At 74.0% G+C, this 21868-nt stretch carries 19 protein-coding genes; 4 read left to right on the plus strand and 15 right to left on the minus strand.

The genetic code is table 11. From position 1 onward, the window contains the following. The 9 genes from AC0IVP_RS10720 to AC0IVP_RS10760 all read right to left on the minus strand — a co-directional run bounded on the left by AC0IVP_RS10720 (window position 1) and on the right by AC0IVP_RS10760 (window position 12792). Window positions 1–837, minus strand: a complete 837-nt coding sequence (locus AC0IVP_RS10720; protein WP_235564772.1) for a CheR family methyltransferase — start codon at window positions 835–837, stop codon at window positions 1–3. After that, window positions 834–1925 (minus strand): protein-glutamate methylesterase/protein-glutamine glutaminase, encoded by a 1092-nt coding sequence (locus AC0IVP_RS10725; protein WP_056295305.1) that lies wholly within the window; start codon window positions 1923–1925, stop codon window positions 834–836. Before AC0IVP_RS10725 ends, AC0IVP_RS10720 begins: the two co-directional genes overlap by 4 nt. An 88-nt stretch (window positions 1926–2013) precedes the next feature. Further along, window positions 2014–2961, minus strand: a complete 948-nt coding sequence (locus AC0IVP_RS10730; protein WP_471756505.1) for a hypothetical protein — start codon at window positions 2959–2961, stop codon at window positions 2014–2016. A 7-nt stretch (window positions 2962–2968) separates the two neighbouring features. Further along, a complete protein-coding gene (locus tag AC0IVP_RS10735) occupies window positions 2969–4603 on the minus strand; it encodes a methyl-accepting chemotaxis protein (RefSeq protein WP_471756507.1) in 1635 nt (544 codons plus the stop codon). Continuing rightward, on the minus strand, window positions 4600–6216 hold the full coding sequence (locus AC0IVP_RS10740) for a methyl-accepting chemotaxis protein (protein WP_056295308.1): 1617 nt from the start codon (window positions 6214–6216) through the stop codon (window positions 4600–4602). Before AC0IVP_RS10740 ends, AC0IVP_RS10735 begins: the two co-directional genes overlap by 4 nt. A gap of 315 nt (window positions 6217–6531) precedes the next feature. After that, window positions 6532–8046 (minus strand): methyl-accepting chemotaxis protein, encoded by a 1515-nt coding sequence (locus AC0IVP_RS10745; protein WP_471756509.1) that lies wholly within the window; start codon window positions 8044–8046, stop codon window positions 6532–6534. Window positions 8047–8141: 95 nt separating this feature from the next. Continuing rightward, on the minus strand, window positions 8142–9755 hold the full coding sequence (locus tag AC0IVP_RS10750) for a methyl-accepting chemotaxis protein (RefSeq protein WP_471756511.1): 1614 nt from the start codon (window positions 9753–9755) through the stop codon (window positions 8142–8144). A 183-nt stretch (window positions 9756–9938) separates the two neighbouring features. Continuing rightward, the gene (locus AC0IVP_RS10755; protein ID WP_056295314.1) at window positions 9939–10382 is read right to left on the minus strand and encodes a chemotaxis protein CheW; all 444 of its coding nucleotides are present in this window, start codon (window positions 10380–10382) and stop codon (window positions 9939–9941) included. Between the two features lies 1 nt (window position 10383). Further along, complete coding sequence (locus tag AC0IVP_RS10760) at window positions 10384–12792, minus strand: chemotaxis protein CheA (RefSeq protein WP_471756513.1); 2409 nt, start codon at window positions 12790–12792, stop codon at window positions 10384–10386. 523 nt (window positions 12793–13315) lie between these two features. Between AC0IVP_RS10760 and AC0IVP_RS10765 the strand changes: the two genes are divergently transcribed. Beyond that, window positions 13316–14893, plus strand: coding sequence for a peptide chain release factor 3 (locus AC0IVP_RS10765; protein WP_471756515.1), 1578 nt, complete (start codon window positions 13316–13318; stop codon window positions 14891–14893). 8 nt (window positions 14894–14901) lie between these two features. On the opposite strand, the gene AC0IVP_RS10770 is transcribed toward AC0IVP_RS10765, so the two are convergent. The 4 genes from AC0IVP_RS10770 to AC0IVP_RS10785 form a co-directional block, all read right to left on the minus strand. Next, a complete protein-coding gene (locus tag AC0IVP_RS10770) occupies window positions 14902–15429 on the minus strand; it encodes a gamma carbonic anhydrase family protein (protein WP_056295322.1) in 528 nt (175 codons plus the stop codon). A gap of 14 nt (window positions 15430–15443) precedes the next feature. Continuing rightward, window positions 15444–15839, minus strand: coding sequence for an RNA polymerase-binding protein RbpA (locus AC0IVP_RS10775; protein WP_082556898.1), 396 nt, complete (start codon window positions 15837–15839; stop codon window positions 15444–15446). Between the two features lie 112 nt (window positions 15840–15951). After that, window positions 15952–16263 carry a hypothetical protein gene (locus tag AC0IVP_RS10780; RefSeq protein ID WP_157519402.1) on the minus strand — a complete coding sequence of 104 codons (312 nt, stop codon included), beginning with the start codon at window positions 16261–16263 and terminating at the stop codon, window positions 15952–15954. Between the two features lie 165 nt (window positions 16264–16428). Continuing rightward, complete coding sequence (locus tag AC0IVP_RS10785) at window positions 16429–17397, minus strand: EamA family transporter (protein ID WP_471756517.1); 969 nt, start codon at window positions 17395–17397, stop codon at window positions 16429–16431. An 80-nt stretch (window positions 17398–17477) separates the two neighbouring features. Between AC0IVP_RS10785 and AC0IVP_RS10790 the strand changes: the two genes are divergently transcribed. Further along, window positions 17478–18026, plus strand: a complete 549-nt coding sequence (locus AC0IVP_RS10790) for a CGNR zinc finger domain-containing protein (RefSeq protein WP_471756519.1) — start codon at window positions 17478–17480, stop codon at window positions 18024–18026. A gap of 4 nt (window positions 18027–18030) precedes the next feature. On the opposite strand, the gene AC0IVP_RS10795 is transcribed toward AC0IVP_RS10790, so the two are convergent. Beyond that, a complete protein-coding gene (locus AC0IVP_RS10795) occupies window positions 18031–18960 on the minus strand; it encodes an NAD(P)H-hydrate dehydratase (RefSeq protein WP_471756521.1) in 930 nt (309 codons plus the stop codon). Next, complete coding sequence (locus tag AC0IVP_RS10800) at window positions 18944–19675, minus strand: histidine phosphatase family protein (RefSeq protein ID WP_471756523.1); 732 nt, start codon at window positions 19673–19675, stop codon at window positions 18944–18946. The genes AC0IVP_RS10795 and AC0IVP_RS10800 overlap by 17 nt, the downstream gene beginning before the upstream one ends. A 62-nt stretch (window positions 19676–19737) precedes the next feature. Between AC0IVP_RS10800 and AC0IVP_RS10805 the strand changes: the two genes are divergently transcribed. Next, complete coding sequence (locus tag AC0IVP_RS10805; protein ID WP_157519404.1) at window positions 19738–20304, plus strand: YdeI/OmpD-associated family protein; 567 nt, start codon at window positions 19738–19740, stop codon at window positions 20302–20304. A 95-nt stretch (window positions 20305–20399) separates the two neighbouring features. After that, entirely contained in the window at window positions 20400–21788 is a 1389-nt protein-coding gene (locus AC0IVP_RS10810; protein WP_471756525.1) for an aspartate aminotransferase family protein, read from the plus strand. Window positions 21789–21868 lie beyond the last annotated feature (80 nt).

Below are 21868 nucleotides of genomic sequence, written 5' to 3' on the forward strand. Positions count from 1 at the left end.
TCACTTCCCTCTCATGGGTCGGTAGGCGGAGCCGCGGCCGCAGGGGACCCGCTCCCAGGTGTCGTCGACACCCAGCGTCGTCTCGGCCGCGCCGAGGAACAGCCAACCGTCCGGGCGCATCAGCTGACGCACCTTCTGGAGGACCGTGCGCTTCGTCGGCGGGTCGAAGTAGATGAGGACGTTGCGCAGGTAGACGACGTCGAAGGGGCCGAGCCGGGGCAGGGGCGCGGCGAGGTTGAGCTCACTGGCGGTCACCATCTGGCGCAGGGCGGGGGCGACCTCCCACTCGGCTCCACTGCGGGTGAAGTGCCGGACCAGCATCGAGGCCGGCAGCCCGCGGTTGACCTCGAGCTGGCTGAACCGGCCGGCGCGGGTGCGCGCGACCATGTCCCGGGAGAGGTCGGTGGCGGTGATCTTGACCCGCGAGGTGGCGTTGGGCAGCGAGTCGGCCAGCAGCATGGCCACCGTGTAGGCCTCCTGGCCGCTGGAGCAGGCCGCGGACCAGATCCGCAGCTCCTCGCCGGGCCGGCGGGCGGCCTGCAGCGCGGGGACGACGGTGCTGGTCAGCGCGGTGAACGGGTCGCCGTCGCGGAACCAGGACGTCTCGTTGGTGGTGAGCGCCTCGACGATCTTGCGGTTGACCGCCGGGTCGGGGCGGCTGCGCACCCGGTCGACGAACTCGGCGACGCCGGAGAGCCCGAGCTGGCGGGCCAGCGGCAGCAGCCGGGCCTCGACGAGGTACTCCTTGCCGGGGGCGAGCACGATGGCCGACTCGCGGCGGACGAGCTGGCAGACCCAGTCGAACCCGGCGGGGCCCAGGGCGGTGGCGGCGGTCACGGACGGACTCCTGAGAGGACGGCGCGGCGCGAGCCGACGGAACGGAGCACGGTCTCGGCGACGCGGTCCAGCGGGACCACCTCGTCGGCGTGACCGGCCTGGACGACGGACCCGGGCATGCCCCACACGACGGAGCTGGCCTGGTCCTGGGCGATGACGGTGCCGCCGGCGGCCCGGACGGCGCCGGTGCCCAGCCTGCCGTCCGAGCCCATGCCGGTGAGGACCACCGACAGGACGGCGCCGTCGTAGGCCGCGACGGCGGAGCGGAAGAGGACGTCGACGGCGGGCCGGCAGAAGTTCTCGGCCGGCCCCTGGTTGAGCTGGGTGCGGCGCAGCCCACCGCTGGCGACGACGGTGAGGTGGAAGTCGCCGGGCGCGATGTGCACGGTGCCCGGGCGCAGCTGGGTGCCGGCCACGGCCTCCACGACCTCGAGGGACGACAGCCGGTCCAGCCGGCCGGCGAACTGCTTGGTGAACACCGGCGGCATGTGCTGGACGACCAGGACGGGCAGCGGGAAGTCCGCGGGCAGCTTGGGGATCACCCGGGTGAGGGCGTCCGGGCCGCCGGTGGAGGACCCGATGACCAGCACCGCGGGGTCCCGGCGGACGCCGGTGCGCGGGGCGGGCGGGCGGGGCGCGGCCGCCACGACGGGGGCCAGGTGGGCCGGCAGGCCCAGCGGGCGCCCGGTGAGCAGCTTGATCCGCGGGATGAGCTGCTCGCGCACGCTCTCCTTGGACTCCCCGACGCTGCCCACGTTCGCGGGCTTGGTGACGTAGTCGCTGGCACCGGCGGCCAGCGCCTCCAGGGTCGCGCTGGCACCCCGCTCGGTCAGCGTGGAGAACATGACGATGGGGACACGGCTGCCCGACGCCCGGATGGCGCGCACCGCCTCGATGCCGTTCATCTCGGGCATCTCGATGTCCATGGTGACCAGGTCCGGACGCAGCTGCTCCAGCTTGGTCAGCGCGGCCCGGCCGTTCACGGCGGTCCCGACGACCTCGATCGACGGGTCCTCGGACAGCACGTCGGTGACGATCTTGCGGACGACGACCGAGTCGTCGACCACGAGCACCCTGATCGGGGCCACGGCGTCCTCTGCTCTCTACGGTGGGGGCCCAGCCGGGCTCCCGTGATGGTCTTTCGGCACGTCAGTGGCCGGTGTTGAGCCGGCGGCCTCACCCCTGCGGGTGGTCCCTGGGACCAGGCACGTCCGGCGGGGCAGGCCGCCGGCCGGGGCGCGGACCGCCGGTGACCAGCGCCCAGGGGGCGCTCAGCTGGTCCAGCGAGGTGCCGTCGAGCAGGTCGCTCATCGCCACGCCCTGCACCACCCCGGCGACGGCGTTCCACACCCCGCGGGCGCCGTCGCCGGGGGTGAACCCGCCGTCGACGAACGCGCGGGCGGCGAGCAGCTGGCCGGCGGCCAGGGCACGGGTGCGACCGGAGACGTGTGCGGCCCAGGAGGCTCCGTGCATGGCCGTGGCCCAGGAGCGACGGCCCTCGCGGACCTCGTCCACGGCGTCGCGCCAGCGTTCGCGGTCGGGTCCGGTGGCCCCGCGGAGCCGTTCCAGGAGGTCGTGCAGGGCGTCCGCGGCGGGCCCCAGGTGCGGTTCCGGCGCCGGGCCGACCCGGTCCAGGGCGTCGGTGAGCGCCCGGCGGTCCCGGGCGGGCAGGACCGCTGCGGCCCACCCGGCGACGGCGGCGTCGGACAGCACGTCGGCGGCGAGCTCGCGCACGTCGGGGGACACGTCGGGCACCGCGGAGGACTCGGGCCCCAGGACGTCGTCGCGCAGCAGCCGCTCCACGGAGGCGGCGTCGCCCACGGTGCCCTGCTCGAGCAGGTCGACGAGGGCCGCGGCCCGGGTCTGCGGGTCCAGCCCGGCCGTGGAGGCCCGCAGCGAGGGCACCCCGGACTGGGCGAGCTCGCGGACCCGGCGGGAGCGGACCACCCAGCGGGCCCGCTGGGAGGGGGTGCCGCTGGCGACCGGGTGGGCGGCGGCGAGCCGGCGCAGGTGCCCGGCGTCGGCGCCGAGCCCGGTCAGCAGGACCCCGGCGACGTCCCGGCCGGCGGGCAACCGCACCAGGTCGAAGCCGAGGGTCGCGGCACTGACCAGCGAGTAGGGCACGGCCGGCTCAGTGGGTGAAGCGCGCGACGGCGCCGCGCAGCTCGGTGGCCATGGCGGAGAGCTCCTGCACCGACACCCGGGTGGCGTCCAGCGCCTGGGTGGTGGCCCCGGCGGCGGTGCTCACCCCGGTGATGGTGGCGGCGATCTCGGTGGACCCACCGGCGGCTTCGGCGACCGACCGGGACATCTCGTTGGTGGTGGCGGTCTGCTCCTCGACGGCGCTGGCGATGGTCAGCTGGTAGTCGTTGATCTGTCCGATGACCTCACCGATGCGGCCGATCGCGGCGACCGCGCCACCGGTGTCGGCCTGGATCGCCTCGACGCGGCGGGCGATGTCCTCGGTCGCGCGGGCGGTGGCCTGGGCCAGCTGCTTGACCTCGTCGGCCACGACCGCGAAGCCCCGGCCGGCCTCACCGGCGCGGGCGGCCTCGATGGTCGCGTTGAGCGCCAGCAGGTTGGTCTGACCGGCGATGGCGGTGATCACCTTGACCACGTCACCGATCTCCGCGGAGGAGACGCCCAGCCGGCTGATCGTGGCGTTCGTGGCCTCGGCCTCGGTCACCGCACCGGCCGCGACGCGGGCGGCCTCGTTGGCGTTCTGCGCGATCTCCCGGATCGACGCCGACATCTGCTCGGCACCCGCGGCCACGGTGGCCACGCTGCGGGAGACCTCGTCGGCGGCACCGGACACCTGGCCGGAGCGGGCCGAGGTCTGCTCGGCCGAGGAGGCGATCTGGGCGGAGGACGCGGACAGCCCCTGGGCGGACGCGGCGACCGCGTCGGCGGAGGCGTCGAGCTGGGCGACCAGCTGCCGGACCTCGGTGACGGCGGCGTCGAGCGCGGCACCGGCGCGCCCGACCTCGTCCCGTCGGTGGAGCCCGGTGGTCCGGGTGAGGTCACGGGCGCCGACGGCCTCGGCGACGGCCCGGATGGACTCCAGCGGGCGCACCAGGGAGCGGGTGACCAGCCAGGCCAGCAGCGCGGCCAGCAGCACACCCACGACACCGGCGACGGTCAGCAGCCAGCCGGCCCGGTTCTGTGCCGCGGCCTGCTCCTGCTCCAGCCCGGCCAGCCGGGCCTGCGCCGAGGCGGCGATCTCGTCGGCGATGTCCAGCACGATGCCGTAGGCCTCGCCGGCCTCGCCGCCGTTGATCGAGGTCTGGGCGGTGGCCAGGCCCTCGCGGGTGCCCGGCCGGATCCACTCGACCACCTGGTCGTCCCAGCCGAAGTAGCTGTCCCAGGCCGGTCGGAGCCCGGCGAAGGCGGCCAGCTCGACGTCGTCCATGCCCGAGGTGTCCACGGTGTCGAGCCACTCGTAGACGGAGTCCCGGCTGGCCAGGAAGCCGGCCCGGTTGTAGCCGTCCTCGCCGAGGGCGACCTCGGGGCCGAACGCGGCGACGTCGGCCAGCACGAAGCCCTGCCACCCGGTGGCGTCGGCGATCTGGAAGCGCATGGTCTCGGCGTCGCGGACGACGCCGTCCACGGCGGTGACCTGCTGGGCGAGATCGCGCTGCTCGCCCACGGCGACCACGCCGGCGACGGCGCACCCGACCACGAGCAGGGCCACCCCGCCGAAGGCCAGTCCGAGCCGGGCGCGCAGGCCCAGGTCGGCGGGCCCGCGGCGGACCGGCGGGGCGGTCACCACGAGAAACGGCCCACGGTGGCGCGCAGGTCGGCGGCCATCCGGGACAGCTCGTCCACGGCGACCCGGGTCTGGCCCAGCGCCTCGGTGGTGGTGCCGGCCGCGGAGGAGACGCCACCGATGTTGGCGGCGATCTCGGTCGTGCCCCCGGCGGCCTCCGCGACGCTGCGCGACATCTCGTTCGTCGTCGCGGTCTGCTCCTCGACGGCACTGGCGATCGTGAGCTGGTAGTCGTTGATCTGACCGATGACCTCACCGATCCGGCCGATCGCCGCCACCGCACCACCGGTGTCGGCCTGGATGGCCTCGACCCGGCGGGCGATGTCCTCGGTGGCGCGAGCGGTCTCCTGGGCCAGTTCCTTGACCTCGTTGGCCACCACGGCGAAGCCCTTGCCCGCCTCACCGGCGCGAGCGGCCTCGATCGTGGCGTTGAGGGCCAGCAGGTTCGTCTGCTCGGCGATGCTGGTGATCGCCTTGACCACCGCGCCGATCTCCTTGGAGGAGGCGCCCAGCTTCTGGATGGTCGCGTTGGTGGCCTCGGCCTCGGTCACCGCACCGGCGGCGACGCGGGCGGCCTCGTTGGCGTTCTGCGCGATCTCCCGGATGGAGGCGCTCATCTGCTCGGCGCCGGCGGCGACGGTGGCCACGCTGCGGGACACCTCGTCGGCGGCACCGGACACCACCCCGGACTGCAGGGCCGTCTCCTCCGCCGAGGAGGAGATGCGCGCCGAGGACGAGGCCAGCTGCTGGCTGGAGGCCGCGACCGCGTCGGCCGAGCCGACGACGGAGGCCATCAGGGTGCGCAGGGCGGACTGCGCGGACCGCAGGGCGACCGCCGTCCGGCCGAGCTCGTCGTCGGTGGTCACCTCGGGCTCGACGGTCAGGTCGCCCCGGGCCAGGGCGTCGATGGACCCGCGCAGCGAGCGGATGGTGGCCAGCATGCGGCGGACCACCAGCAGGGTCAGCGTGACGGCGGCCAGCACGCCGATGCCGACGACGAGCCAGATCGTGGTGAGCGCGGAGCCGGCGTCCTCGGCGTCGGCGTCGGCGCGGTCGGCCGCCCGGGCGGCCTGGGCTGCGGCCTCGACCTGCAACGGCTTGCCGACGGCGGCGGCGAGCGGCCGGACCATGTCGCGGTAGACCCGGGTGAACTCGGCCTGGTCACCGGAGTCGGCGCGGGCGAAGAGCACCTCCTCCGCCAGCGTGTAGTACGACCCCAGCATCTCCTGGAAGTCCGCGAAGGCGGCCGGGTCGGCGGCCACCGGCTCGTAGGCGGCCACCTGGGCGGTGATCTCGGCCCGGCGCGTGGTCAGGTCGGCGCGCAGCGACTCACGACCCTCGGCGTCGGAGACCCCGTAGGCCACGACCCGGGCGCGGTCGCCCTGGAAGGAGTCCTGCAGCTGGGCCAGCTGGGTCAGCGGCACGACGGTGTCGCGGTAGAGCTCCTGCTCCCCGGCACGCAGTGCACCGATCCGGACGGCGGCCACGCTGGCCACCGCCAGGGCCACCAGGACCAGGGCGAGCACCGCGGCGCCGATCTTGACCCCGACGGGCCGGTCGACGGTCCAGCGCCGGGCGCGTGCGGCGCGGCTCGCCTGCTCTGACGTGCTCATGGTGGTTCCCCCGAGGGTGCTGTGCTGTGGCCGGCGCGGGTCTGGCGCCGTCTGGTGGTGCCGGTCGTGCGGTGGTACCGGTCGTGCGGCGGTGCCGGTCGTGCGGTGGTGCCGGTCGTGCGGCGGTGCCGGTCGTGCGGTGGTACCGGTCGTGCGGTGGTACCGGTCGCGCGGTGGTACCGGTCGTGCGGCGGTACCGGTCGTGCGGCGGTACCGGTCGTGCGGCGGTGCCGGTCGTGCGGTGGTGCCGGTCGTGCGGCGGCGAGATGGTGCGGCGGCGCGGTGACCGGCGGGCCCCCGGTGCGGGGGGAGGGGTCACCAGGTGAAGCGGCCCACGGTGGTGCGCAGGTCGGCGGCCATCCGGGACAGCTCGTCCACGGCGACCCGGGTCTGACCCAGCGCCTCGGTCGTCGAGCTGGCCGCGGTCGAGACCCCGGTGATGTTCGCGGCGATCTCGGTCGACCCACCGGCAGCCTCGGCCACCGACCGGGACATCTCGTTGGTCGTGGCCGTCTGCTCCTCCACGGCACTGGCGATCGTGAGCTGGTAGTCGTTGATCTGACCGATGACCTCACCGATCCGGCCGATCGCCGCCACCGCACCACCGGTGTCGGCCTGGATCGCCTCCACCCGGCGGGCGATGTCCTCGGTCGCCCGGGCAGTCTCCTGCGCCAGCTCCTTGACCTCGTTGGCGACCACCGCGAAGCCCTTGCCCGCCTCACCGGCACGCGCGGCCTCGATCGTGGCGTTCAGCGCCAGCAGGTTCGTCTGCTCGGCGATGCTCGTGATCACCTTCACCACGTCGCCGATCTCCTTCGACGACAGCCCCAGCTTTGTGATCGTGGCGTTCGTGGCCTCGGCCTCGGTCACCGCACCCGCGGCGACCCGAGCGGCCTCGTTGGCGTTCTGCGCGATCTCCCGGATCGACGCCGACGCCGAGATCTGCGCCGAGGACGCCGACAGCTCCTCACTCGACGCCGCGACCGCATCGGCCGAACCGACGACCGAGGACATCAGGGCGCGCAGCTCGGCCTGGGCGGCCCGCAGTGCCAGTGCCGTGCGACCCAGCTCGTCGTCCGAGGAGACCTCCGGGACGACGGTCAGGTCCCCGGCGGCCAGCGCGTCGATCGACCTCCGGAGCGAGCGGACGGTCGACAGCAGCCTGCGGACCACCAGCAGGGTCAGCCCGACGGCGGTCAGCACACCCACCACCAGCACGGCCCAGATGACGGTCAGCGCGGTGGACGCGGAGTCCGCGTCGGCGGCGGCACGGGCCGCGGCGACCGTCGACTGCGCGTCGGCCTCGGCCTGCAGGGGCTCGACGACCGCGGTCGTCTGGGGCCGGACCTGGTCCTGGAAGACCTGGGCAAACCCGGCGGCGTCCCCGGCGTCGGCGAGCGGGAACAGGGTCCCCTCGGCCAACGCGTAGTAGGTCTCCAGCTCGTCGGTGAAGGCCGCGAAGGAGGCCGGGTCGGCGGCGCTGGCCTCGTAGCCGGCGATCTGGTCGCCGATCTCGACGCGCCGCTCGGTGAGGTCGGTGCGCAGCTCGGCCCGGGTCGCCTCGTCGGCGATGCCGTACTGCACCACCCGGGCGCGGTCCCCCTGGAAGCTGCGCTGGATCTCGCTGAGCTCGGTCAGCGGGACGACGGTGCGCTGGTAGAGGAGCTGCTCGCCGTCCCGCAGCGCTGCGATCCGGACGGCCGCGATGCAGGTGACCGCCACCGCGACCAGGGCGAGGGCCAGGACGGCCGCACCGATCTTGACACCCAGGGGCCGGTCGACGGTCCAGTGTCGCGCCCAGGAGGGCTGCGGCGTCTCGGTCGAGCTCATGGTCCGGTCCCCTTGGGTGGTGTACGGCGTGGTGCGGGTCCGTGCTGGGTCGGGCAGCTCACGGCGGAGGGGCGGTCGCCCCTCCGCCGGTGGGGTCACCAGGTGAAGCGGCCCACGGTGGTGCGCAGGTCGGCGGCCATCCGGGACAGCTCGTCCACGGCGACCCGGGTCTGACCCAGCGCCTCGGTCGTCGAGCTGGCCGCGGTCGAGACCCCGGTGATGTTCGCGGCGATCTCGGTCGACCCACCGGCAGCCTCGGCCACCGACCGGGACATCTCGTTGGTCGTGGCCGTCTGCTCCTCCACGGCACTGGCGATCGTGAGCTGGTAGTCGTTGATCTGACCGATGACCTCACCGATCCGGCCGATCGCGGCCACCGCACCACCGGTGTCGGCCTGGATCGCCTCCACCCGGCGGGCGATGTCCTCGGTCGCCCGGGCAGTCTCCTGCGCCAGCTCCTTGACCTCGTTGGCGACCACCGCGAAGCCCTTGCCCGCCTCACCGGCACGCGCGGCCTCGATCGTGGCGTTCAGCGCCAGCAGGTTCGTCTGCTCGGCGATGCTCGTGATCACCTTCACCACGTCGCCGATCTCCTTCGACGACAGCCCCAGCTTTGTGATCGTGGCGTTCGTGGCCTCGGCCTCGGTCACCGCACCCGCGGCGACCCGAGCGGCCTCGTTGGCGTTCTGCGCGATCTCCCGGATCGACGCCGACATCTCCTCCGCACCCGCGGCGACCGTCGCCACGCTCCGGGACACCTCGTCAGCAGCGCTGGACACCACACCCGACTGCAGCGACGTCTCCTGCGCCGACGCCGAGATCTGCGCCGAGGACGCCGACAGCTCCTCACTCGACGCCGCGACCGCATCGGCCGAACCGACGACCGAGGACATCAGGGCGCGCAGGTCGACCAGGGCCCCGTCGAGCAGCTTGGCGGTCTGGCCCACCTCGTCGGCGGAGTCGACCCCGGTGCGCACGGTGAGGTCGCCGCCGGCGAGCGCGGAGACCGCGGCCTGCAGCTTGTGCAGCCGCCCGACGATGGAGCGGGCGACGGCGATGCCCAGGCCCAGGGCCACGGCCAGGCCGACGACCAGCGTGGTCAGCAGCACCCAGCGGGTCTGCTCGTAGGCCGCCGCGGCGGCCTCGGCGTCCGCCTGGGCGGCCGCCGACCGGTCCTCGGCGAGACCGTCCAGGGCGTCCACCACGCCGGTCATCAGCGGGGTCACCTGGGTGTCGCGCAGGTTCTGCCAGCCGGCCCGGTCACCGGCCGCGGTGAACGCGTCCAGCTGGGCGGTCAGGTCCACGTACCGGTCGACGCCGGCGGCGGCGTCGGCGACGACCTGCTGGTTGGCCTCGGACAGGCGGACCGAGTCCGTCAGCTCCGCGGCGGTGTCCTCGAAGGCCTGCACCGACTCGCCGCGGGTGGCCGTCCAGCGCGCCAGCGCCTCGTCGTCCCCGGCATTGGTGGCGTTGGTGCGGTTGAGCTGGGCGAAGCGGATCGAGATGAGCTGGAAGCGCATCTCCTGGGCGAGCTCGACGCCGCGGACGTCGTCGGCGTAGACGACCTGGGTGCGGTCGGCCGAGTCCGAGAGGGCCGAGAGCCCGACGACGCCGACGACGGCTGCGGCCACGGCGGCCACCGACACCCCGGCCAGGATCTTGGTGCGGACGCCCAGGGAGCCCAGGCGGTCGGAGACGGTGGTGCTCATGGTGGTTCCCCCGTGGTGGGTGGCTGGGTTTCTGGGCGGGCGGCACGCTGTGCGGGCAGAGCGGGCGGTGTGGGCAGTGCGGGCGTGGGAGGCAGCGCCGCCGGACGTCCGGCGGCGCTGCGGTGCACGGGTGGTGCGGTGCGTGGGTGGTGCGGGGCGCGCCGGGACCGGCGGCCTCGGGGGTCAGTCCGCGACGACCCGGGCGACGTCCAGGGCCAGCAGCAGCCGGCCGTCGAGCTTGTAGGCGCCGCGGATCAGCTCTCGGGCGCGGCCGTCCAGGGTGTCCGGCGGCTGCTCGAAGTCCGCTGCGTCGACGTGCACGACGTCGGCGATGCCGTCGACCAGGAAGCTGACGGCCTCCCCGTGCATCCGGACGACGATGACCACGGAGTCCGCGCCCTCGGGCCGGGCCGGGCGGCCCAGCCGCTCGCGCAGCTCGATCGCGGTGACGACCTGGCCGCGCAGGTTGATCAGGCCGGCCACCGCCGGCGGTGCCAGCGGGACCCGGGTGAGCTTCTGCGCCCGGAGGACCTCCTGCACGTGCGCCACCTCGACGCCGTACAGGTCGCCGTCGAGCCAGAAGGTGGCCAGCTGGGTGGTGGCCCGGGTGGTGGTGGGTGCGCTCATGTCAGACCGCCAGGAGACCGGTCGGGACGCCGGTGGCGTCGGGGTGGGCAGGGGCGTCGAAGGCGTAGAAGGAGGGGTCCGCGGCGAGGATCGCGGCCCGGACGTCGAGCAGCTCGGTGACCTTGTCGCCGAAGACGGCCGAGCCCAGCAGGCCGGCGTCGTCGATGTCGGAGTGCAGGACCTCGGAGTCGTCGACGATGTCGAGGATCTCCTCGACCACGATCGCGACGGACCGGTCCCGGTCGGCGTACACGATGACCTCGAGGACCTCGCGGGCCGCCGTCTCCTCGCCGTAGCCGTAGCTGGGCATGGCGCCCAGGTGCCGGTCCAGCCGGACGATCGGCAGGATCGCGCCGCGGTACTGGACCACCTCGCGGGAGCCGACGCGTTCCACGCTGTCGGCCCGCAGCTGCTCCAGCCGGGTGACGGTGTCCAGCGGGATCGCGACCCGCCGTCCGCCGCCGATGGCCGCCAGCAGCATCCGCTGCCGCTCGGCCGGGCCGGCGGCGTGCGCGTCGGCCTGAGACTGGGCCCGCTGCTCGGCACGCTCGACGCTCTCGGCGCGCAGCGCCCGTCGGGCCAGTGCCTGGACGTCCAGGATGAGGGCGACGGTGCCGTCCCCGAGGACGGTCGCCCCCGAGTAGAGGCCCATCGACTTCAGCTGCGCACCGACTGCCTTCACGACGATCTCCTCGGTGTTGATGACCCGGTCCACGACCAGGCCGAAGCGACGCCCCTCCGACCGCAGGACGGCGATGACGACGTGGCCGTCGTGCCGGTCCGACGTCAGACCGAAGACGTCGGCCAGCCGGACCAGCGGCAGGAGCTCACCGCGCAGGCGGTAGACCTGGGCCCCGCCGATCTCCTCGACCGCGCTGGCGGCCTTCTCGGCGTCCAGGCTGACCAGCTCCTGCAGGCTCACCTGCGGGATGGCGTACCGGTCACCGGCGCACTCGATGGTCAGCGCCGGCACGATCGCCAGCGTCAGCGGGATGCGCAGCCGGGTGCAGGTGCCCCTGCCGGCCTCGGACTCGATCTCGATGGTGCCGCCGATGGCCTCGATGTTGGTCTTGACCACGTCCATCCCGACACCGCGGCCCGAGACGTTGGTGACGGCGGCGGCGGTGGAGAAGCCCGGGGAGAAGATCAGCTGCAGCACGTCGGAGTGGCTCATCCGGGACAGCGCGTCGGCGGTCACCAGGCCGCGCTCCACGGCCTTGGCCCCGACCCGGGCGGCGTCGATCCCGCCGCCGTCGTCGGCGACCTCGACCACGACCTGGCCGGACTCGTGCCGGGCCCGCAGGCTCAGGACGCCGTCCGCGGGCTTGCCGGCCGCGCGTCGGGCCTCCGGGGTCTCGATGCCGTGGTCCACGGAGTTGCGGACCAGGTGGGTCAGCGGGTCCTTGACCGCCTCGAGCAGCGTCTTGTCCAGCTCGGTCTCGTTGCCCTCCATCGCCAGCCGGACCTGCTTGCCGCACTGCTGGCCCAGGTCGCGGACGACGCGGGGCAGCTTGGACCAGATGTGGTCGATGGGCTGCATGCGCGTCTTCATGACGCCCTCCTGCAGCTCGCTGGCGATCAGGTTCAGCCGCTGCCCGGCTCGCACCAGGTCGGTGTCGGCCTGCCGGGAGACGTACTGCACGATCTGGTTGCGGGTCAGCACCAGCTCGCCGACCAGCTGCATCAGCGCGTCGAGCAGGTCGACGTCGACCCGGATGGTCGAGTCGGCGACCGCGCGGCGGCCGGGGGCCTGCTCCTCGTGGTGCTCCTCGGCGGCGGCCCGGGCGGGGGCCTTCGGCGCCGGGGGCGGGGTCTGGTCGGTGCGGCGGACCGGGACGGCGTCCACGACCTCGGCGGCCTCGGCCAGCACGGCGCTGGCCTCGGTGACGGCCACGCCGGCCGGCAGGTCGTCGAGGACCGGGTCGGGGGCGGTGCCCTCGGCGGCCGCGGGGGCCTGAAGTGCCTCGGTGGCCTCGGCGGCGGCCGGTGCGGCGGTGCCCGTCGTCCCGGGGCCGGCGGCGGCGGCCACGGCCACGGGCTCCATCGAGGCGACGATCGCGGCCACGGCCGGGGACACGTCGACGGCGCCCTCGCTGCCGGCGGTCTCGATCGAGCCGAGCAGCTCGCGGACCGTGTCCACCATGGTCAGCAGCGCGTCGGTGCGGTGCGGGGTCAGCTCCAGGACGCCGTCCCGCAGCTTGGAGAGCATGTTCTCCCCGACGTGCGTGACCTCCTCGAGCTTGCCGAAGGCCAGGAAGCCACTGGTGCCCTTGATGGTGTGGATCGTCCGGAAGATGCTGGACAGCCGCTCCCGGGACCCGGGGTCCTGCTCGAGGGCGACGAGGTCGCGGTCGAGCTGGTCGAGGTTCTCGTGGCTCTCCACGAGGAAGTCCTCGACGATGTCGTCCATGCCGTCCACGCGTCACCGTCCAAGCGAGTCATCGCAGCGGTCGTGCTCCGCTGTCGAAGGCGGTTACGGCCTGGCCGGGACGTTCTCAACCCGAAGTGGTGAGCCTTTCTCCGCGCATTCCGCGAGTGCGGCGACGACCATTTCGAGAATGGTCGACGCCTGAGGTGTCACCGCCCCTGCGGCCCCACGGTCACCACCCGTACCAAGTCGACACGAGCCCGGAGCAGCGGTGTTTACGCAGCCGACGACACCGAACGAGGGCATCCGGCCGGGCGGTGACGTCGTCCGCCGGGTCGACACGGTGACTCGCCGGGAATGGTCACCGCGACGCTCGTGTCGACTCGACGACCGGCGGCGGACGACCATTCCCGGAGAGTGCGTCCGACGTCACCGGATCGTCACCGGGGAGGCCGGTCGACCGAGCGACCGGGGGCCCGCCGCCGACCGCCGTAGACTCGGGGGTCCCGTACGACCCCAGCACCGTGTCCCTGCCTCCGGGCGCGCCGGTGAGGACAGGAGCACCGTGAGCACCGCCGCCACCGAGGCCGCGCGCCGGCGCACCTTCGCCGTCATCAGCCACCCCGACGCCGGCAAGTCCACGCTCACCGAGGCGCTGGCGCTGCACGCGCACGTCATCGGCCGGGCCGGCGCCGTGCACGGCAAGGCCGGCCGCGGGGCCACCGTGTCCGACTGGATGGACATGGAGAAGGCCCGAGGCATCTCCATCACCTCCGCGGCCCTGCAGTTCGCCTACCGCGAGGCGGTGGTCAACCTGCTGGACACCCCCGGGCACGCCGACTTCTCCGAGGACACCTACCGGGTGCTCACCGCAGTCGACGCGGCCGTGATGCTGGTCGACGCGGCCAAGGGCCTGGAGACCCAGACGATGAAGCTCTTCGCCGTCTGCAAGCACCGGGGCATCCCGATCATCACCGTGGTCAACAAGTGGGACCGGCCGGGCCTGGACGCCCTGGCGCTGATGGACGAGATCCAGGAGCGCACCGGCCTCACCCCCACCCCGCTCACCTGGCCGGTCGGCATCGCCGGGGACTTCCGCGGCGTGCTGGACCGCCGCGACGGCAGCTACCGGCACTTCACCCGCACCGCCGGCGGCGCCACCATCGCCCCCGAGCAGGTCATGGACCCCGACGCCGCCCTGGCCCAGGAGGGCGAGGCCTGGACGACGGCCCTGGAGGAGAGCGAGCTGCTGGAGTCCAGCGGCGCCGAGCACGACGAGGAGCTCTTCCTCGCCGGCGCCACCACCCCGGTCCTCTTCGCCTCTGCGGTGAGCAACTTCGGCGTCGGCCTGCTGCTGGACACCCTGGTCGACCTGGCTCCCCCGCCGGCCGACCGGCCCGACGCCGACGGCAAGCCGCGCGCCCTCGACGACCCGTTCAGCGCCTTCGTCTTCAAGGTGCAGGCCGGCATGGACACCGGCCACCGCGACCGGCTGGCCTACATCCGGGTGTGCACCGGGGTCTTCGAGCGCGGCATGGTCGTCACCAACGCGGCCAACAACCGGCCCTTCGCCACCAAGTACGCCCAGCAGGTGTTCGGCCGGGACCGGGAGACCATCGAGACCGCCTACCCCGGCGACGTGGTCGGCCTGGTGAACGCCAGCGCGCTCGGCGTCGGCGACACCCTGTTCGTGGACGCACCCGTCGTCTACCCGCCGATCACCACGTTCGCCCCCGAGCACTTCGCCGTCGCCCGGGTCGCCGACACCAGCAAGTACAAGCAGTTCCGCAAGGGGATGGACACCCTGGCCGGCGAGGGCGTCGTGCAGGTGCTGGTCTCCGAGCGCCGCGGCGACGGCGCCCCGGTGCTCGCCGTCGTCGGGCCCATGCAGTTCGAGGTGGCCCAGCACCGGATGGAGCACGAGTTCGGCGCCAAGGTGAGCCTGGAGAACCTGCCCTACAGCCTGGCCCGCGCCACCGACGCCGAGTCCGCCGCCGAGATCTCCAAGGCCCGGGGCGCCGAGGTCATGCAGCGCCCCGACGGCGAGCTGCTGGCGCTGTTCACCGACAAGTGGTCGCTGCGGGCGCTGGAGCAGAACAAGCCGCACCTGACCCTGACGCCGCTGGTCGCCGCCCAGCTCTGACCGGGGTCTCAGACCTCGCGCAGGGCGCGGTGCTGGTCGAGCCGGTCGGTGTAGCTGACCGCGTTCGCCCGGATCCGCTCGACCGCGGCGTCGCCCATCTCGCGGACGACCTTCGCCGGGACGCCGGCGACGAGCGACCCGGGCGGCACGAGGGTGCCCTCGGTGACGACGGCTCCGGCCGCGACGATCGAGCCGGCCCCGATGTGCGCGCCGTTCATAACGACGGCGCCCATGCCGACCAGCACGTCGTCGTCGACCCGGGCGCCGTGGAGCACGACCCGGTGCCCGACAGTGACCCGGTCTCCCAGCACCAGCGGGGAGCCCGGGTCGCTGTGCAGCGTGGAGCCGTCCTGCACGTTGGAGTCGGCGCCCACTACCACGACCTCGGCGTCGGCACGGACCACCGCGCCGTACCAGACCGAGGCCCGGGGGCCGAGGGTCACGTCGCCCACCACCACGGCGGTGGGGGCGACGAAGGCGGTGTCGTGGACGGTGGGGACGCGGTCGCCCAGGGCGCCGATCAGAGGAGGCTGCACGCCTCCTGCCTACCTCACTGGCGGGTGCGTCGCGCCTTCAGCACACCCAGCCGCTCGGTGAGCAGCTCGTCGAGGTCGGAGATCTCGCGACGCTCCAGCAGCATCTCCCACGGGGTCTTGCTGACCCGCGGGGGGCCGGTCTTGCGCTGGCGCCCGGTCGTCGGGGGCTCTTCACCCTCGGCGAGCACCGGCGCCTGCGGCGTCTGGGGGGTGACCACGAGGACCGAGACCCGCCCGTGGTTCGGGCAGGCCCAGGCGTTCGGGGGCACGGCGTCGGCGGCCATCGTCACGCGGACGTCGTGGCCGGCCGGGCACTCGTAGGTGTGGGTCAGGGTGTCGGCGAGGACGGCGCCGCGGACGTTCTCCAGGCTGGTCGCCCCCATCCGAGACCCACGCAGGTTGTCAGCCACGACGGGCTCTCCTCGGGTCGGTGGGGTGTTGTACTACTCCACAGTAACCCCACCCGACGATGCGCAAACGCGGTTTACGCCGCTGGGGTCGACAGGAGACCCCGGCGACCGCTCAGCTGAGCGGGCTGGGCACGATCCGCGGGCCGGGACGACGGGCCGCGGGCTGTGCCGCCGTGGCTGCCGTGGACGCCTGGGCGAGCGCGGCGCGGTGTGCGGAGACCAGCTGGGACACCCGGTTGCGGGTGACCCCGGCCTCCCGGGCCACCGCGGAGGGGGCGTAGCCGGCCTCGACGGCCGCCACCAGCGCCGCCTCCCAGGTCCGCTGCGCGTCCCGGGCAGCGGACTGGGCGGCCTGCCGCTCGGCATCGGCGAGCCGGATGGCCCGGATCGCAGCGTCCGTCGTGGTGTCCTGACTGCCGTTCATCTGGCCCACGATAGGCGGGGAACCGGTCCCGTGGGGTCCAAACCGCTCACGAGCCCTGCGACTCCCCCTCGGGCGAGGCGCCCCGGACCAGCCCGAACGCCGCTTCCGCCGCCCCGTCGGCGAGCCGGACGGCGGCGGGGTCGGTGCTCAGCAGCGTGCCGGTCGTCAGGCGGCGGGCGACCGGGTTCCCTCGGCCGGCACCGGGTCGACGTCCACGACGGCCGCCGGCCGGTCCCCGGCGCGGACCAGCACGATCCCGCCGAGGACCACGACCCCCCCGACCAGCTGGGCCAGGCCCGGGGCCTGCCCGAGGAGCAGGGCGGCGAACAACACGGCGAAGAGCACCTCGGTCAGCCCGATGAACGAGCTCAGCCGAGACCCCAGCCGGCGGATGGCGGCCACCCCGCTGGCGTAGGCGAAGGCGCCGGCCACCAGCGCCAGGCCCAGGACCGGCACCAGCCAGCTCGTGGGCGTACCGGCCAGGTCGACGTCCCCGGTGGTGGTCCGCCACGGGACCAGGCCGACGGCTGCGGCCAGCCCGAGCAGCACCGCGCCGACGCCGAGCCCACCCCAGGCGCTGACCAGCGGCGGCAGGGCGCCGTCCGACCGGGCGGAGACGACGAAGTACGCCGCCAGACCGACGGCGGCGATTAGCCCGTAGACGACGCCCAGGGGGTCGATCCGGGCCCCGCTGACGACGTCGAGCACCAGCACCAGCCCGACCACGGCGACGGCGACGCCGGTCGCGGTGAGTGCGCTGGGCCGCTGACCGTGACGCAGCCAGGTCCAGAGCACGACCAGGACGACGCCGGAGTACTCCAGCAGCAGCGCGACGCCGACCGAGAGCCGGGAGACCGCCAGGAAGTAGGCCAGCTGACAGCCGGCGACAGCCAGCACGCCGAAGGCCAACACCGCGCCGGCGTTCTGTCGCAGCAGGTGCCAGCGACCGCGCAGCTGCAGGACCGCAGGGACGGTGAGCACCAGGGCCCCGACCCCGACCCGCACGGTGACAGCAGCGGCGGCGCTCCAGCCGGCGTCCATCAGGGCGGAGGCGAACACCCCGGAAGTGGCGAACGCGGCCGCGGAGGCCAGCGCGAGCAGGAGTCCGGTCGACCCGGCACGTCGGTCCAGCACGGCGATCTCCTCGAGACGTGTCAGGACCGTTGAGACGTACACTCCTGACGTGCTGGACCGTAGCAGAAGTCAGGAGCAACATGCTCTTTGCCCATGACACCGAGGTGGGGCTCAACGCCGCCGCCGGGCTGGTGAACACCGCAGTCGGGTCCGGCACCGGGGACGAGCTGCTGCCCGACCCCGCGGCACTGGGGGCCTTCCTGGACACCTGGGCCTTCACCGGAGACCGGGTCGGCGACCAGGCCGAGCTGGCCGGTGTGCACGCGGTGCGCACCGAGCTCGCACACATGTGGGACGCCGAGACCGACGGCGTCGTCGCCGTGGTCAACCGACTGCTCCAGGAGGGCCAGGCCCTCCCCCAGCTGGTCCGGCACGGGGACTGGGGCTGGCACGTGCACGCCACAGAGGCCGGCGCCCCGGTCGCGCACCGGATGGCGGTCGAGGCCGCGATGGCCGTCGCCGACCTGGTCCGCGCCGAGGAGCTGGTCCGGCTGCGACGCTGCGAGGCCGAGGGCTGCGGCGCCGCCCTGGTGGACCTGACCAAGAACCGGTCCCGCCGCTTCTGTGACGCCAGCTGCGCCAACCGGACCCACGCGGCCGCCTACCGCGCCCGCCGCCAGCGCGGCTGAGCCGCTAGAGGTCGACCTCGCTCAGCACCCGGGGGACCTCCGCCGGCAGCTCGCGGGCCAGGAAGCCCAGCTGGCCGACCTGGGCGGCCAGCCGCTCCCCCGCACGGCCGTGCAGGTGGGCGGCCCACACCGCGGCCTGCGCGGGTTCCGCACCGCGGGCCAGCAGGCCGGCGACCACCCCGGCCCGGACGTCGCCGGACCCCGAGACGCCCAGCCCGGCACCGCCGCTCTCGTCCCGCCACAGCCGACCGTCGGGTGCCGCGACCCAGCTGGTCTCCCCGCCCAGTGCGACCACAGCCCGCGCCCGGGCCGCCATCTCCCGGGCGGCCTGCGGTGGGTCCTCGACCTCCTCCACGTGCAACCCGAAGGCCAGCTCGGTCGGGTTCGGCGTGAGCACCACCCGACCCTCCAGGTGGTGCAGACAGGCCGGGTCGGCCGTGACGGCGGCCAGGCCCAGCGCGTCCAGTGCCAGCGGGCCGGACAGCTCGGGCAACAGCCGCTGCACCAGCAGCCGGGTCTGCTCCTCGTCCACCATCCCGGGCCCGACCAGCACCGCGGCCGCGCTCTCGGCCAGGTCCAGCACCCGGTCGGCGGCATCGGCGCGCACCGCGCCCTCGTCGGTCTCGGCGAGCCCGCGGACCAGCGCCTCCGGCAGCGCGGACGACGTCACCGGCGCGAGGCTGCGGGGGACGGCGACCTGGAGCTTCCCCGCCCCCGACCGCAGGGCGGCCTCGGCGGCCAGCAGCACCGCGCCCAGGGTCTCGGTGCTGCCACCGACGACCAGGATCGAACCGCGGGCCTCCTTGCCGCCGGTGGGTTCGGGCAGCCGCCACCCACGCAGCACCTGCGGGGTCACCAGGGTGGGCTGGGGCTGAGGGGTGCCGGGCTCAGGGGTGCCGGGCTCAGGGGTGCCGGGCTCAGGGGTGCGGGACATCGGCTTCCTCGGTGACCTCGGGGGCACGCACGTCCGCCAGGTGCTCGACGGAGTTGAACGACTGCAGCGACCAGCCCCCGTCGTCCGCACGGTGGCGGGTGACCGAGGTGTTCGCGACCTGCTCGTGCCGGTCGACCTCCAGCAGCTGGGACTCGGTGAGCTCCTCGAGCACGTACCGGAAGACCATGACCACGGCCTGGTGGCTGACGACGAGCAACCGCTCGCCGTCGTGCCGCAGCGCCTCGGTGGCCAACACGCTGCGCACCCGCAGGGCGACGTCGGCCCAGCTCTCCCCGCCCGGCGGGCGGTACCAGAACTTGCCCAGCAGCTGCCGCCGCTGCGCCTCCTCGGGGTACCGGTCCCGGATGCCGCCGGCGGTCATCCCGTCGAAGGCACCGAAGTCCCGCTCGCGCAGCCGTTCGTCGAACCGGACGGGCAGGCCCAGGCCGGCGGCCGCCCGGTGCGCGGTGTCGGCGGCCCGGGTGAAGGGCGAGCTGAGGACGGCGGTCGGTGGACCGGACTGCCCGGCCAACCACCGCCCCAGCGCATCGGCCTGCTGCTCCCCGGTCGGGGACAGCGGCACGTCGGGGTCGCGGACGTCGAGGTCCAGCCGGTCCACACCGAGTTCCTGGGCGCGCGCGTCGGCGAGGTTGCCCACGCTCTCCCCGTGCCGCACCAGCCAGAGCTCCTCGGGGCCGGGCGGTCTGCGGGTCACCCGGACACGGTGACCGTCGGTACCGGTTCCGAAACCCCGACCGGGAGGCCACGATGGCGGCCATGCCCGACGACTTCGAGCGCCGCTCCTTCGCCACCGCCGACGAGGCGCACGCCTGGTTCGACGAGCACGGCGCCGACACCCCGGGGCTCTCGGTGCTGCTGGCCAAGAAGGGCGCCTTCCCGTCGCTGACCTGGGCCGGGCTGGTCGAGGTGCTGCTGTGCCACGGCTGGATCGACGGTCGGGCCAACGCGGTGGACGAGACCTCCTGGACGATCCGCACCACGCCCCGGAGAGCGAAGAGCATCTGGTCGGCGAAGAACGTGGCCACCGTCGCCGAGCTCGAGGCCGCGGGCCGGATGCGCCCGGCCGGACTGGCCCAGGTCGAGGCCGCCCGGGCCGACGGCCGGTGGGCGCAGGCCTACGCCGGCCCGGCCACGATGACCGAACCCGAGGACCTCACCGCAGCACTGGCCGCCACCCCCGGCGCCCGGACCGCCTTCGACGCGCTGACCAGGTCCCAGCGGTACGCGGTGCTGCACCGGGTGCAGACCAAGCGGACCCCGGCCGGCCGGGCTGCGACCATCGCCGACCTGGTGGGGCGGGTCGCCGGAGGTCGGCCACTCTGACGAACGGCCTCGTCAGGAGAGGTGTCTTCTCGCTACGCTCTCCGTCGTCGAGCCGTCGTCCGGCGACGGGATCCGCAGCCTCCGGGAGTGCAGCCATGACCACCACCGAGCAGCCCGTCACCGAGCCGGGGCGCTACGGCCCGGACAGCGTGGACAACCTGTGGCTGCACTTCTCCCGGATGGGCGGCTACACCGAGCACGCCCCGCCGGTGATCGTGAAGGGCGAGGGCCACTGGATCTGGGACGACCGGGGCCGCAGGTACCTCGACGGGCTCGCCGGGCTCTTCGTCGTCCAGGCCGGGCACGGACGGCGGGAGCTGGCCGAGGCCGCGGCGAAGCAGGCCGAGACGCTGGCCTTCTTCCCGCTGTGGTCCTACGCGCACCCCTCCGCCATCGAGCTGTCGAAGCGGCTGGCGGCCGAGGCCCCCGGCGACCTCAACCGGGTCTTCTTCACCACCGGCGGCGGCGAGGCCGTCGAGACCGCGTGGAAGGCGGCCAAGCAGTACTTCAAGCTGGTCGGGAAGCCGGCCAAGCACAAGGTGATCAGCCGGGCGGTGGCCTACCACGGCACCACCCAGGGGGCGCTGTCCATCACCGGCCTGCCCGCGCTCAAGCAGGACTTCGAGCCGTTGGTGCCCGGGGCGTTCCGGGTGCCCAACACCAACATCTACCGGGCCCCGTACTTCGGCGACGACCCCAAGGCCTTCGGTCGCTGGGCCGCCGACCAGATCGAGCAGCAGATCCTCTTCGAGGGCCCGGACACCGTGGCCGCGGTGTTCCTGGAGCCGGTGCAGAACGCCGGCGGCTGCTTCCCGCCCCCGCCCGGCTACTTCGACCGCGTGCGCGAGATCTGCGACCAGTACGACGTGCTGCTCGTCTCCGACGAGGTCATCTGCGCCTTCGGCCGACTGGGCACCACCTTCGCCTGCAGCAAGTTCGGCTACGTGCCGGACATGATCACCTGCGCCAAGGGGATGACCTCGGGCTACTCCCCCATCGGCGCGATGATCGCCAGCGACCGGGTGATGGAGCCCTTCCTGCGTCCCGGCGTCTCCTTCCCGCACGGCTACACCTTCGGCGGCCACCCGGTCTCGGCCGCCGTCGGGCTGGCCAACCTGGACCTCGTCGAGCGCGAGGGGCTCAACCAGCACGTGCTGGACACCGAGCACGACTTCCGCCGCACCCTGGAGAAGCTGAACGACCTGCCGATCGTGGGCGACGTCCGCGGCGACGGGTTCTTCTACGGGATCGAGATGGTGAAGGACAAGGCCACCAAGGAGACCTTCGACGACGCGGAGAGCGAGCGCCTGCTGCGCGGGTTCCTCTCCCAGGCGCTCTTCGACGCCGGCCTCTACTGCCGCGCCGACGACCGCGGCGACCCGGTCATCCAGCTCGCCCCGCCGCTCACCTGCGGCCAGCCCGAGTTCGACCTGATCGAGCAGACGTTGCGCTCGGTGCTCACCGAGGCCTGGTCCCGCCTGTAGCCCGCCCCCGCCCTTGCCCCCCGCCCCCGAGCGTGGATCAGGGGCGTTCACCAGAGTCCGTCCACCCGCACCACATGTCG

The organism is Klenkia sp. AC732 (genome assembly GCF_979256525.1).

Bases quoted from the DNA above. Each gene is read 5' to 3' on its own strand.
- AC0IVP_RS10740 (WP_056295308.1), bottom strand. From the start codon at position 6,216: ATGAGCACGTCAGAGCAGGCGAGCCGCGCCGCACGCGCCCGGCGCTGG.
- AC0IVP_RS10745 (WP_471756509.1), bottom strand. From the start codon at position 8,046: ATGAGCTCGACCGAGACGCCGCAGCCCTCCTGGGCGCGACACTGGACC.
- AC0IVP_RS10750 (WP_471756511.1), bottom strand. From the start codon at position 9,755: ATGAGCACCACCGTCTCCGACCGCCTGGGCTCCCTGGGCGTCCGCACC.
- AC0IVP_RS10755 (WP_056295314.1), bottom strand. From the start codon at position 10,382: ATGAGCGCACCCACCACCACCCGGGCCACCACCCAGCTGGCCACCTTC.
- AC0IVP_RS10760 (WP_471756513.1), bottom strand. From the start codon at position 12,792: ATGGACGACATCGTCGAGGACTTCCTCGTGGAGAGCCACGAGAACCTC.
- AC0IVP_RS10780 (WP_157519402.1), bottom strand. From the start codon at position 16,263: ATGAACGGCAGTCAGGACACCACGACGGACGCTGCGATCCGGGCCATC.
- AC0IVP_RS10790 (WP_471756519.1), top strand. From the start codon at position 17,478: ATGCTCTTTGCCCATGACACCGAGGTGGGGCTCAACGCCGCCGCCGGG.
- AC0IVP_RS10795 (WP_471756521.1), bottom strand. From the start codon at position 18,960: ATGTCCCGCACCCCTGAGCCCGGCACCCCTGAGCCCGGCACCCCTGAG.
- AC0IVP_RS10805 (WP_157519404.1), top strand. From the start codon at position 19,738: ATGCCCGACGACTTCGAGCGCCGCTCCTTCGCCACCGCCGACGAGGCG.
- AC0IVP_RS10810 (WP_471756525.1), top strand. From the start codon at position 20,400: ATGACCACCACCGAGCAGCCCGTCACCGAGCCGGGGCGCTACGGCCCG.